We start from the raw sequence: 12,843 nt of genomic DNA, 5'->3' as shown, positions 1-12,843 counted from the left end.
AAAAAAAGTAAGATATCAAAATAAGATATCTTACTTTTTTTAGAATTGACTACTCCTTCAAAATACTCCAATCCACAGGAGTACCGGCAGATACATCTTTCTGAACTTTTTTTCCTAATAGCTGTTCGTAATATTTAGGTGGTAATCCATAGCCTGGTCTAATGACTTTTAGATTCTCTTTTGTCAGAACGTCACCGTTTTTTAAGTCCTTTATGATATAGAGGGATCTTCTAAATTTCATTGATTTTAGCTCTTTTTCAGTTGGACCGTAAGTTACTTTTCCTAAAGCTTCCCAAGCACGTTGGGTCTCCAAAACTAAAGCATTCATTTCGGCAGGTTCCATGGAAAAAGCAGCGTCTACGCCGCCATCGGCCCTGCTGAGAGTAAAGTGCTTTTCGATGACGGTTGCCCCTAAGGCTATGCTGGCAACTGATACACCAATCCCCATTGTATGGTCAGATAACCCTACCTGGCATTTAAATAATTCGCTCATGTGAGGGATTGTGGTGATATTTGTATTTTTAGGGGTGGCGGGATAAGTACTCGTACATTTTAACAGAACCAAATCATTACACCCAGCGTCTCTGGCTGCACGAACGGTTTCATTCAGCTCTTGAATGGTTGCCATCCCTGTGGAGATAATTAAAGGTTTTCCGGTTGCTGCTGCCTTTTTAATCAGTGGGATGTGGTTATTTTCAAATGAGGCAATTTTATACATAGGCACGTCTAATTCTTCTAAAAAGTCTACCGCTGTTTCATCAAAGGGGGTACTGAATGGGATTAACCCCAATTCACGAGCACGTTCAAAGATTGGTTTATGCCATTCCCAAGGTGTATAGGCCTGTTGATATAGATGATAGAGATTTTTTCCATTCCATAAACTATCCTTATCATCAATTTTAAACTCGTTATTCTCTAAATTTAGGGTCATCGTATCTGGGGTGTAGGTTTGAATTTTTAAGGCGTGTGCTCCAGATTTTGCTGCAGCCTCTACGATTTTCAATGCCTGTTCCAATGATTGATTATGGTTACCTGACATTTCCGCAATAATAAATGGAGGATGATTGGGTCCAATCATTCGATCTCCAAGTTTTATCTCCTTCATTTAATCACTCCTCTGCAGGAAACTGGAAGTTTAACTGCTGTTTTTGTAGTTGCCAATCCTCTCCAAATAAAGCCAATCGGATCACATCAATAAACTGGCCATTTCTGCATATTTCCTTTTTAAAAAATCCTTCTTGGATAAATCCTAATTTCTGATGAAACCGTTCACTTCGTTTATTAAAGGATAAAACTTCACCAATGACTTTCCTTATCTTTAAATGATAAAAGGCGTAATCGAGCGCCAAACAGCCCATGATGGTACCGGCACCCTTTGGAGCGTTTTTTTCACCAATATAAAAACCCCAGGAACAGGTTTGATTTTGCTGGTTAATATTATGAAATGAGATGAGTCCTAATGGCATATTTTGATGAATAAAGAGTCGATATAAATCAGCATGATTTTGTAAAACGTTCGCAAACCATTTGCAATGCTGTTCATAAGGAATCAACTGATCATTATACATATTTATCCGAATGGACTCTCTATTTCTCCATTGAAAGAGGATATCTTTATCCTTTTCTGTTAATTCTCTTAAAAAATAGTCCATATGATTCTACCTACTCCAGTATTTGTTTTATCATTGTTTGTTGGTTAAATTTTGCATCTTTGAACAAAAGATTTGCTAATCTTGCCATTTCCAATCGTTCGCCTTCATTTTCAATCAATTTTTTCAATTGAAGGGTTAGAAATGATTGCTTAACAGTTTCCTTTTTTCCGAGGTATTTAATCACTTTTTCCTTGGCAAGACCTTCGCAAATCTTTTCCTGATTGGGGGCGATACTGATGACAATACTAGGAAGTCCTAGATACAATCGTTCCCAAGTGGTTGTACCGCCTGCCCCAATAGACAAATCAGCATAGGACATTAATTCTGCCATGTTATTTACCTGACAATGAAAATGGAGATGATCATGCAATTGACATAGGGAGGCAAGTTCTTTTTTAAAAGGGTTGGAGTGTCCAACGACTACGTCTATTTCAATGTCCTGGCGGCCTAATTCCAAAAAAGCTGCAAGTGCTTTTCCTGTTTCATTGGTTTGATCAATCCCGCCAAAAAACAGGAAAATTCTCCGCACAGCTCCACTTCGAAACCGCTTTGCCTGCTTATAGAATTCACTTCTTATCAGAACGTAGCTTGGTCCGAGAAATGTTTTACAATGGAGAGGGACTAATGAAAGATACCTATATTGATAATGTTCAAGATAGTTTTGATCTAATAAATAGTCACAATCGTGCTTCCGATCAGCCAAATCATCAATCACCATGATTTTGTTTACATTTTCTCTTAAACGTAATTCCCAATCTATGTTTAGGGAATAGTGATCGATGATTAACAAATCAATGACTTTACCCTTCAATAGCTCTTTTGTTTGCGCAGCATCGACACTTATGGGAACACCTAACCAGTGATAGTGCAAAGGGGCTTTAGCAATCTGTTGATTCATTTGCGGGGCAGGGAGTTTTAAAACTTGATATCCAATGTGTTCGATTAATCCACATAAATGTCCAGGATGTTCACGACAAATAAAGCAGACAACTGCCCCTTGTTCACGTAGTTTATCTGCGAGGGTTAAACATCTCATCACATGGCCTGTTCCAATTTCGAATGAGGCGTCTACACGTATATATACCTTCATAATTCGTCCTCTAACTTTTTTTGTTCAATATGAGAGTTTAGTAAAATCCACTCCGGGTGTTGCTGTAATAAAACAATAATATCTTCCAGGGTAAAACATTCCCTTTTCTTTTCATAAAGCTCTGACAGCACTCGTGATATTAACTCTAAGTCCTCTTTTGTATCCACCGTTAAGCGATAAGAACTTAAATCGACCGGGTGTAAAACAACTCCTATGTTAAATTTGTCAGGGTGAAGACGTATATATGGTGTGACATGTTCACGAAATGCTGGACTTTTGGCTTCCTGATAGGCTTGCTTTAAGGCATTCATTGAGAATACTTCAGTATCCAAACCAAGAGGGTAGGTTTTGTCAATCGAGTTGGAAACATAATCATATTTACTTGGATTGGATAAAAATTCTGTAATGATTTTATCAATAATAGTTGGATCGATTAATGGATCATCAGACGTGAGGCGGACCACCACATCAGCTTTATATTGATTTGCCGCTTCAAAATACCTCGCCAACACATCCATTTCCGAGCCTCTGAAATAGTCCACTGACAGCCTCTTGCATAGGTCAATAATTGGCTGTTCCGTTTCCTTTTTCGTTGTTGCAACCACTACTCGAGTAATTAACTTTGATTTTCTAACTCTCTCAATTTGGAATTCAAGCAATGGTTTACCCAGAACTTCTTTCATGACTTTTCCCGGTAATCTTGTTGAACCCATTCTTGCTTGAATAATTGCTACAATGTTCAATCATCCACCTCCTAATGAAGGACTTTATATTTCCAGAGTTCTGGTGATCTACCAAGCCGTCCAACCGCCGTCGATCGAAATATTTTGCCCGGTGATATAACTTGAAGCCTCTGAGGCTAACAAGACAATAACACCTTTTAGGTCGTCTGGCTGCCCGATTCTCTTTAAGGGGTTTTTTTCACTTAATCGATCAATAAATTCTGTATCTTTCTGTACTTCTAAATTTGGAAATGGACCTGGTGAAATACAGTTTGCTCTTATCCCCTTATTCCCATAATGGCAGGCAAGATAACGTGTATATTGGATAATAGCTGCCTTTCCTGCACCATATTGGGGAGGGTTACTATAGGGATTACCAGTATACAAATCGGGATTAGGAGATACAACGCCATACATCGAAGCCACATTAAGGATGACTCCGCTTTTTTGAGAAACCATATAAGGCAACACTAATCTAGTACATTTATATACATTATTAATGGTTCCTTCCATCCCGCTATACCAATCCACATCCTTCATTGTCTCTAATGTCCCACCGGAACCAAAATAAGCATTATTGACAAGGATATCAATTGTTTTTCCTGATTTATGAATCTCCGCATAACATTCAGCAATGGAGTCAGAATCACTTACATCCATATATAGACCTTGGCAGTTCAGTTGAAAACGCTGGTTTAATAAATCAGCTAATCGTTGACACTTCTTTTGATTTTTACTGACAATAAAAAGATTTGCCCCGGCCTCCGCTAATCCTTCTGAAATCGCTGCTCCTAAATGGCCTGCACCACCAGTAATCAGAGCATTTTTACCTTTAAGACTAAACAAATCATTTATTGACACTCGATTAAGCCTCCTATTTCCATAGCGTTGGATTGCTCACTCTTTCAGGAACGTCTCTGAATAGCTCCATTAATTGATGTACAACCGAAGTTGGCAATTTTGGTAATGTCATCATATTAATATTATTCTTTAATTGGCTTAATGTTTCACAACCAATCACGATGCTGTCAATTTGAGGTAAATCTCTAATAAAACAAAACGCAAGTACAGAAGGGTCTATTTTGTTTTCTGAAGCAATTTCATGAAAGGAACCGAGCCACTTTTTTGCGAATTTTAACTGGTCAGGTAATTCATCGATTTTCATTAACAGTAAACCTTGTAAATAAACACTTCGCACATAAATTTTTATGTGGTGCTTTGACAATTCTGCCAGTAATCCAGCGTGGATTAACTGTTGATTAAAAACGTTAATAGGGACTTGAATCATATCAAAACAGCCTGACTCAATTACTTGTCTTACCGCTTCCGGTGTATAAACAGAGGCGCCGATATTTTTAATTAGCCCTTGTTTTTTTAATGTGACCAAGCATTCAATCAGTTTGCCTTGATGCGATGTCAAATTCCGTTCATGATGAAGTGAATAGCCGTCAATCGATGGGATCGCCAATTTATTTAACGATGTTCTAAGATTCCGTTCCACCTCTTGGAGTAATTCAGGGTAAGAAGTAGTGTCAGCCATTTTTACATCTGGCAGTTTTGAAAAGATTTTGGGTGAGTTTTGTGAATGTTTTTTTTGTTCCTGTAAAAAGCGTCCAATTAAGAGTTCGCTTTCACCATAATCTGGAGCGGTGTCGAATTCTGTGACGTTTTTTAAAAGAGCGTAGTTTAAGATTTCGGCAGACTCTTGCTCATTGGGCCTACCTGTCTTATTGGCGATACCATATTTTAGTCCTAACTGGACTGTTCCCAAAGTCAATTTAGGGTGATTTTTTTGATTTACGTGATCCATGCTTAGTAATCCCTTCTTCATCAGGATCCGCGGGAAAATGCTTCAACTGCGGATTAATTTTTTTCTGTAGTATCGGGAAATTGTTTAGTTAGATAGAATAGTAGGATACAATCTTTTTAACAGCTTGAATGACATCGGATACATCTAATTCGCTCATCTTGGGGAATAAGGGGAGAGTGATTATTTCTTCATAAAGTGCTTCGGCTTGTGGGCATAGTCCTTTTTGAAATCCTAGTTGTTGATAGTAGGGAAGAAGGTAGACTGGAATATAATGAACATTTACACCGATGTTCATGGATAATAAATGTTCAACTATCTCTTTTCTCTTCGCTTTTAATAAATCTTGGTTTAAGCGAATAATGTAAAGATGCCAGCTTGATTCTGCTTCGGCATGCTGGTAAGGAATCGTTATTTGTGGAATAGTTGCAAAAGCAGCATTATACATTTCTGCATACTTTTTTCTTAATTCAATAAATTGATCAATCTTTTTCAACTGACTGGTTCCTAGTGCAGCTTGAATGTCTGTCAATCGATAATTAAATCCAAGGAACTGCATCTCATAATACCAGGGACCATGATTTTCTATCATCTTATTTGGGTCTCTTGTAATTCCATGAGATCGAAATTGCAGCATTTTTTCATAATACTCTTTATTGTTTGTTGTGATCATTCCGCCCTCACCGGAAGTTATATGTTTTACGGGATGAAAACTAAACATGGTCATATCGCTTATCGATCCAACTTTTTTTCCTTTATATTTGGCCCCAAGAGCATGTGCCGCATCTTCAATTACTACTAGTCCATACTTTTTTGCAATTGCATAAATTTCCTCTAAATCGACAGGTTGTCCTGTAAAATCGACAGGGATAATCGCTTTTGTTTTATTGGTAATCTGTTTTTCTATTTCTTTTGGATTGATATTGTAAGTTTTAGGATCAATATCTACAAATATAGGTTTTCCTCCTAGATATAAAACACAGTTAGCGCTGGCAGCGAAGGTTATTGGGGTTGTAATGACCTCATCTCCTATGCTAATCCCTGCAGCAAAGCATGCTCCATGCAATGCTGCTGTCCCATTAGAAAAACTTACTGCGTATTTGGCTCCCACATAGTTTGCGATTTCCTGTTCAAACTTAGAAACTGCCGGACCTGTCGTAAGGTAATCACTTTTTAATACATTGACGACAGCCTCGATGTCATCGTTATCAATCCATTGTCGGCCGTAAGGAAGATAAGTATTTCTCATTGGTTTATGGTCCATTTCAAGCTCCTTCCTTTGATCTACTCGTTCACTAAATTCCTTAGCTCATCTACCGATAGCCACTGTTCGTTGGTATTACTCACATAGCTGAAGCCATCCTGTAATGGATTGCCGCTGCTTGTATATTTATCATTCCACCACGGGAATTCTGGTTGAATGACATAGTAAGTGCCAAATTCTACGGTACGGCGGGCATCGTCCTCCGTGATCATAGTTTCATGTAATTTTTCACCTGGTCGAATACCAATAACCTCTACTTCACAATCAGGAGCAATTGCTTTCGCGAGATCTGTTACCTTCATACTCGGGATCTTAGGCACAAAAATTTCTCCGCCATTCATTCTGTTCAGACTATCAATCACAAATTGAACCCCTTGGTCTAGGGTGATCCAGAAACGAGTCATCCGCTCATCTGTAATCGGTATTTTACCTGTTTGTTTCATTTTTTGGAAAAAAGGGACTACACTGCCACGGCTGCCAACTACATTTCCATAACGGACAACAGCAAATCTCGTTATTTTGCCACCGGCGTAAGAATTTGCGGCCACAAACAATTTGTCGGATGCTAACTTAGTGGCCCCATACAGGTTGATCGGATTTGCAGCCTTATCCGTACTTAAAGCAATTATTTTCTCTACTCCTCTGGTAATTGCTGCTTCAATAACATTCTGTGCTCCATGAATATTTGTCTTAATGGCTTCAAATGGATTGTACTCACATATGCCGACATGTTTTAATGCAGCAGCATGGACGACGATATCTACGCCGTCAAAAGCACGAATTAACCTATCTTTATCACGTACATCGCCAATAAAAAAGCGAATTCTAGGATCGGTGTATTCCTGAGCCATTTCATATTGTTTTAATTCATCTCGGCTAAAGACAATAACCTTTTTAACATCCATTTGTAAGACCTTTTTAACAAATTTTTTCCCAAACGATCCTGTACCACCAGTTATTAGAATGGTTTTTCCTTTTAATTCATACAATTTTCTCCCTCTTTTACTTGTAAAATTTCATCTGGTTTAAGAAATGTAATAAAACTTAGGACAAAGTGATTATGATATTTCTTATACTTATGTTCTGGAGCGTATAGTTGTCCATTATATTCGCCTGAATTTGCTTATTTGGATAAACCGTTTTTGTCACTTTTCGCTCACATTTAGTTGGTTAAGGATAAATTCAACTCGATGAGTAAAGGTATGATTGTGTAATACCCTCTCTCTTGCATTTTTGCTAAAAAAAAGCCGGGATTGTTCATTCAATAAAAAATGGTGGATTAAATGAACACAATCATCAAAATTGCAGTAGGGTACTATTTCTTGTGAGGTATCAAAATGTTGGATTAAATCTATTTTATTTTCTATAAGTTGAAATCCGCCGCAAGCAGCAATATCAAACGTGCGGTTATTAATGCTTTTCCCCTGAATGCCCAGCGTGTTTTGATTCTTATAAAAGTTATAGGAACGGTGGGGATTCAGGATAATTTTAGCGAGAGAATAGACTTTATTTACTGAGTCTGGCTCCAACCATTTGTTAACGATGTTCAATCTATCACTTTTTTTATTAAAATATTTATGCCATTCGGGTCCTGCGACTACTATCGAATAGGGGGTTTGGTCAAGGATATGTTTGATTAATTTGATTCTGTTCGGATATGGATAACCAACTAGGCATACATCATATATAGGATGATTTACTTGAATGGAAGGATGATATAGTGAGAGGTCCGTTCCTAAAGGAAGATGATGAATGTGTTTATGAGGGAACCTTCCTTTATAAAATTCGTATGCTGCTAGATCAATGGTAAATATATATTCGTAATCCTCGATTAGGAGCATGGACTGATCGATGTAATAGGGATCTTCGGTTAACCAAACACCAAGAGCCATCCCTTTTTTCTTGAGAACTTGTAATAACTGATAATCGGTTTTATATCCAACAAATGATAATACAAAATCAGGATTGAAGCTTTCAATCATTTCGACCGTTTCATTTGTATAATTCGGAGCAATTAGAGATATAGAATGGTTCAATGATTTAAAGGCTTCTACTAAGGAATCTTCAAAAAATGGATAGATTCCTAAAAACCCTGAAGAAATGAATAAAATTCTCATCGTCAATAGCCCTCTTTTAATCCTTTTGTTACTTTAGGATAAGATCTTTAAACAAATTCAACTTGTGTATCAAAATACATTATTCAAGGAATATGATTTTGCTATGGTAATTGCCCAAACAATGAAAAAACCCTAATAGTATACAAAGGGAGTTTATCTTTGGCCATATACTATTAAGGAAGTAGGGCTTTAATGTCTAGCTTTAAGCCTACGGATTTGGCAGAATTTCTGTACCTGAGAACGTTACAGGTCCGATAACTGTAGCGGTGCCCCCTGAAACAACTCTAGCTTCCAAGTAATAAAGTACATCACCAGTCTCTCCTGGCAGATCTACATGCTCAAAAGAAGTTGTTATAAATTGATTTAAAATGAAATCCCCTCTTTCAAGTGTTGTGAAAATGACTGTTCCTGTATTTGGGTCATCTCTAAGGATTGAAAACTCCACAATTGGAACACCAAATGTTGCTTCCCAGCCAACCACTACTTCTAGTTGTACTTTGTTACTAGTACTGTCGATCGTCATTGTTCTAGGACCATTTAATGAAGAGATTACACGTCTAGTTGGTAGTAGTGGTTTATTAACTGCTCCAGAAGTATTACTAGGTGGTGAAGCAGAATTAAACTCATTTAATAGACTCATTTTTTCACCCCCTTTCATATTTGATATTGTTATTAAATGCAATTTTCAAAAAAATGTTTAGTCAAAAGTATTATTTTTATAAAATATTACTAATAAATGTAAATAAATAAGAACTTATCATATATAGAAATTATTAATCGTTCGAATTGAAATTCGTTGATTTATATTATGTTTATATAATAGTGATGGCTTGGTTATATAAATTATTAATAGCCCTAATCCTTTTGTTCAGTCTCATTGGGGTCGCTTATTTGTTTCTTTTTTTGTATTCATCTATAGATAATTTAAGTCCTTCATCTAGTGTTACTTTGGGCTCCCATCCTAAGCAGGTTTTTGTTTTTTCGATATTAGGGCTTATCCGTTTTGCGTCACTCTCGGGTAGTGGATGGAAGGTGATTTTACTAGTAGAGGCTGATAGCGACTTAATTAGATGCGCTAATTCTAGAATTGAATATTCAATAGGGTTTCCTAGATTAATAATCTCCCCATTTGCTGTATTCTTTTCCATTAATAGCTTCAAGCCTTTTATTGTATCAGTGACGTAGCAAAACGAACGAGTCTGTGTCCCGTCCCCATAAACGGTAATGTCCTCTTTTTTTATCGCCTGTGAGACGAATTTGGAGATTACACTGCCGTCATCCTTTGCTACTCTGGCAGAATACGTGTTAAAAATACGGGCTACCCTTACATTCGTTTGATATTGCTTAAAATGTTCGTAGCAAATGACTTCACCAAACCGTTTTGCTCTATAGTAACAAGCCAGAGGCCCCCACGTATTTCCAATTGCATGGGTGTTTTCAGGCTGCGGGTGAACTTCTGTGTTACCATAAAGCTCACCTGTACTCGCATAAACGATTTTTGCCTGATACCTTCTAGCTAATTCAAGCATATTCTTGGTTCCTATCGTGTTAGCACCAATCGTTTCAAAGGGGTAAGTTTGAAAGTGTTTTGGAGATGTTGGGGAGGCGAGGTGGTAAATTTCTTTTACATTTTTTAAGTCGGGATCTGTAAGTAATTTCCGCGAACAAACATCCATCTCTTTAAAAATAAACTGATCTTCTGGAAGGCCTCGAATGTTGGTTATTTTCCCTGAAGTCAGAGAATCTACACCGATAACAAAGTATCCTTCTATAATTAATTCCTTCGCAAGGTGTGAACCGAGGAGTCCTGCTACTCCGGTAATTAGCACTTTTTTTCTCATGAGTCACCTCGATTTCTTTAAAAACTCACATATTATGGAAAGGAATCCCTCCTACTTTAAGTCAGTTTTAATATTGTAGATATAGAAGGGATCGTAAAACTTGCATTATTTGCATTAAAAGCTTTATTCCTACACTAACAATTCTACGGAAAAGCTTTCAATATCCTCGCAACGGATGACCGTTAATCGGTCGCTGACGAACGGTGTAACCATTTCCTGTTCAAGAATTTTCACACAACAGTCCTTTGTAACACGTAGTAATACTCCCATAATGATATCTCCAGATTTTGTTCTAATCGTTACTTCGTTTTGTTTAAATTTCTTTAAAATTCGGCATAAACAATCGCTTTTGCAGGAACAGTTATGTTTTTTTTCCACACGGCATCCCATTTTATCACCTCCTTTCAAAAAAAAATCTCAACTTTAATATATTCATATAATAAAAAATGGACAGGGCATTTATTGAGTTTTTTCGTCCATATTTTTAATGGGGTGAATCTTCATTAAAGTTTATATTGTTTAATCTTCCCAAACATCCTAACCAAGCCTTGAATAACATAATGTAGAAAATCAGACTTAATAAAGGAAGGAGGGGACCGTTATTAGTTATTCATACGGCAAATGGACAAAGTATCATATTATGAAGGAGAATGATACGCTTGCTAGATACTTGCCAGAAACGCATATTTTAACAGAAACGGATTTTTGGAGGATGTTAAACCAATTTGGAGCGGTCGTCATCAAACCAAGTGAGGGCTCTCAAGGATATGGTGTTGTCCAAGTTACTAAACTAAGAGAAGAACGTTTTGAAATTCATAGTGGCAACAAGAAGATTATTTGTAAGAGGAATGGTTTGACAGAATTTTTAGATAAGGAGAAATACAGAAGGAAAATTTATATTGTCCAAGAAAAGATTCCGTTGGCAACGGTGGGTGACCGTCCGTTTGATATCCGGGTAATGGTCCAACGTCAAGAGGAGAAGAATGAATGGAGTGTTACCGGGAAGCTTGTAAAGGTGGTGGCAAGGGGATACTTTATTACCAACGTTTCACCTGAAATAATTGAACTAAATGCTGCACTTGAAAAATCGAGCCTGCTAGAAGACGTAGACTTTCGAGTTATAAGCGACGATCTTGATATCATTGCAATCTTAACAGCCTCTCAACTAAATGAATACTACCCAAACTCACAAATATTTGGACTAGACATCGGAATCACAGACAAGGGGAAATTATACATCATCGAAGCAAACCTCAAACCAAGCTGGGGCCTATTTAAGAAATTAAAAGAATAAGATGTTAAGAATAGGATGCTAAGAATACAATTAAGGTGTCAGGCACCGCGGATGGACAAATCATAAGTTTGTCCATCCCTGGTGGACATTTTTATATACATAAAAAAAGCGGTACATCGATGGTACCGCTTTTCTTGTTTATTCGTGTAAGGTTATTTTTGATTTTGAAGTACAAGCTGCAGCCCTAAGCCAATATAGATAGAGCCCACAACCTTCCCTTGCCAGCGTGCAAGTTTGCCATTTTTGTTTGCGAAAATTCGTGCACCTATGGAGCTGGTTAGGAAGGCGAGCAGGGTGGTGTACAAGATGCTCATTAACACAAAAGTGAGCCCCAGAGTAAGCAACTGATTGACAACAGGGGTTCCATTGTTTTGAACGAACTGAGGTAAGAAGGCTAAGAAAAAAAGAGCTGTTTTCGGATTAAGTAATTCTATTAATAAGGCCTGACGAAACGATGTGACTGTGGAACTCTTTTTAAAGGCCGTCTGCTCTTGTTTTTTGGATTTTTCAAGGATTGACTTAATCCCTAAAAAGATTAAATAAGCAGCACCTAGATATTTTACGATTTCAAAAGCGAGGGCTGAAGTCATTAGAATGGCTGAAAGGCCAAGCACGGCGGCAACCGTATGGATTAAATCCCCCACAGCAATTCCGATGCCGGTGATGATGCCAGTTTTCCTCCCGCCTTGGGCGGTTTGAGAGATGGTTAGTAAAACAGCAGGACCGGGAATAAGAAACAATACGATAACAACTAATATAAATGACAGCAATTCTCTGCACCCCTTTAAATGGATAAAGTATATCTCATTCTATCATAATATATAAAGAAAGATTAATTTTGGGGAAAATTTTAGTTGCCTTATTATATGCTTGGGTGATAAGATATAAAAGTTGTCAGCGAGACGCTTCATATTTTTTAATTAGTTGTTGACAGCATCATCTGGAAATGATAAAGTATAAAAGTTGTCATCAGAACTATTAATCTTTTCTAAGAAAATATTAAAAAGTTGTTGACAGTGATTTATGAAAATGATAAGATATAAAAGTTGTCCCGTC

General features: G+C 37.3%; 14 protein-coding genes. 1 reads left to right on the top strand and 13 read right to left on the bottom strand.

Features of this window, described 5'->3' with window-relative positions; genetic code table 11:
• Window positions 1–49 precede the first annotated feature (49 nt).
• From pseI to ACJ004_RS15245, 12 genes are all read right to left on the bottom strand, one after another.
• Complete coding sequence (pseI, locus tag ACJ004_RS15300) at window positions 50–1,105, bottom strand: pseudaminic acid synthase (protein WP_410893959.1); 1,056 nt, start codon at window positions 1,103–1,105, stop codon at window positions 50–52.
• A gap of 4 nt (window positions 1,106–1,109) precedes the next feature.
• On the bottom strand, window positions 1,110–1,652 hold the full coding sequence (pseH, locus tag ACJ004_RS15295; protein ID WP_410893958.1) for a UDP-4-amino-4,6-dideoxy-N-acetyl-beta-L-altrosamine N-acetyltransferase: 543 nt from the start codon (window positions 1,650–1,652) through the stop codon (window positions 1,110–1,112).
• A gap of 10 nt (window positions 1,653–1,662) precedes the next feature.
• Complete coding sequence (gene pseG / locus ACJ004_RS15290; protein ID WP_410893957.1) at window positions 1,663–2,742, bottom strand: UDP-2,4-diacetamido-2,4,6-trideoxy-beta-L-altropyranose hydrolase; 1,080 nt, start codon at window positions 2,740–2,742, stop codon at window positions 1,663–1,665.
• Window positions 2,739–3,485, bottom strand: a complete 747-nt coding sequence (locus ACJ004_RS15285) for a cytidylyltransferase domain-containing protein (protein WP_410893956.1) — start codon at window positions 3,483–3,485, stop codon at window positions 2,739–2,741. The genes pseG and ACJ004_RS15285 overlap by 4 nt, the downstream gene beginning before the upstream one ends.
• A gap of 48 nt (window positions 3,486–3,533) precedes the next feature.
• On the bottom strand, window positions 3,534–4,325 hold the full coding sequence (locus ACJ004_RS15280) for an SDR family NAD(P)-dependent oxidoreductase (protein ID WP_410893955.1): 792 nt from the start codon (window positions 4,323–4,325) through the stop codon (window positions 3,534–3,536).
• Between the two features lie 13 nt (window positions 4,326–4,338).
• On the bottom strand, window positions 4,339–5,295 hold the full coding sequence (locus ACJ004_RS15275) for an aldo/keto reductase (protein WP_410893954.1): 957 nt from the start codon (window positions 5,293–5,295) through the stop codon (window positions 4,339–4,341).
• Window positions 5,296–5,362: 67 nt separating this feature from the next.
• Entirely contained in the window at window positions 5,363–6,535 is a 1,173-nt protein-coding gene (gene pseC / locus ACJ004_RS15270; protein ID WP_410893953.1) for a UDP-4-amino-4,6-dideoxy-N-acetyl-beta-L-altrosamine transaminase, read from the bottom strand.
• Between the two features lie 20 nt (window positions 6,536–6,555).
• Window positions 6,556–7,524, bottom strand: coding sequence for a UDP-N-acetylglucosamine 4,6-dehydratase (inverting) (gene pseB, locus ACJ004_RS15265; protein WP_410893952.1), 969 nt, complete (start codon window positions 7,522–7,524; stop codon window positions 6,556–6,558).
• A gap of 156 nt (window positions 7,525–7,680) precedes the next feature.
• Window positions 7,681–8,652 (bottom strand): CgeB family protein, encoded by a 972-nt coding sequence (locus ACJ004_RS15260; RefSeq protein ID WP_410893951.1) that lies wholly within the window; start codon window positions 8,650–8,652, stop codon window positions 7,681–7,683.
• Between the two features lie 208 nt (window positions 8,653–8,860).
• Window positions 8,861–9,292 carry a hypothetical protein gene (locus ACJ004_RS15255; protein ID WP_410893950.1) on the bottom strand — a complete coding sequence of 144 codons (432 nt, stop codon included), beginning with the start codon at window positions 9,290–9,292 and terminating at the stop codon, window positions 8,861–8,863.
• 247 nt (window positions 9,293–9,539) lie between these two features.
• On the bottom strand, window positions 9,540–10,493 hold the full coding sequence (locus ACJ004_RS15250) for an NAD-dependent epimerase/dehydratase family protein (protein ID WP_410893948.1): 954 nt from the start codon (window positions 10,491–10,493) through the stop codon (window positions 9,540–9,542).
• 129 nt (window positions 10,494–10,622) lie between these two features.
• Window positions 10,623–10,883, bottom strand: coding sequence for a hypothetical protein (locus ACJ004_RS15245; protein ID WP_410893946.1), 261 nt, complete (start codon window positions 10,881–10,883; stop codon window positions 10,623–10,625).
• Between the two features lie 211 nt (window positions 10,884–11,094).
• Here ACJ004_RS15245 and ACJ004_RS15240 point away from each other — a divergent pair, with 211 nt between their 5' ends.
• On the top strand, window positions 11,095–11,787 hold the full coding sequence (locus ACJ004_RS15240) for a YheC/YheD family protein (RefSeq protein ID WP_410894317.1): 693 nt from the start codon (window positions 11,095–11,097) through the stop codon (window positions 11,785–11,787).
• 152 nt (window positions 11,788–11,939) lie between these two features.
• Here the strand turns inward: ACJ004_RS15240 and ACJ004_RS15235 are convergent, their stop codons facing one another.
• Window positions 11,940–12,557 (bottom strand): LysE family translocator, encoded by a 618-nt coding sequence (locus ACJ004_RS15235; protein ID WP_410893944.1) that lies wholly within the window; start codon window positions 12,555–12,557, stop codon window positions 11,940–11,942.
• Between the last annotated feature and the right edge of the window lie 286 nt (window positions 12,558–12,843).

Origin of the sequence: Neobacillus sp. 204 (assembly GCF_046562815.1) — a bacterium.
GTDB lineage: Bacteria > Bacillota > Bacilli > Bacillales > Cytobacillaceae > Neobacillus.
Note: the sequence above shows the minus strand (reverse complement) of the source record. Positions and strands in the feature narration are given on the sequence as shown.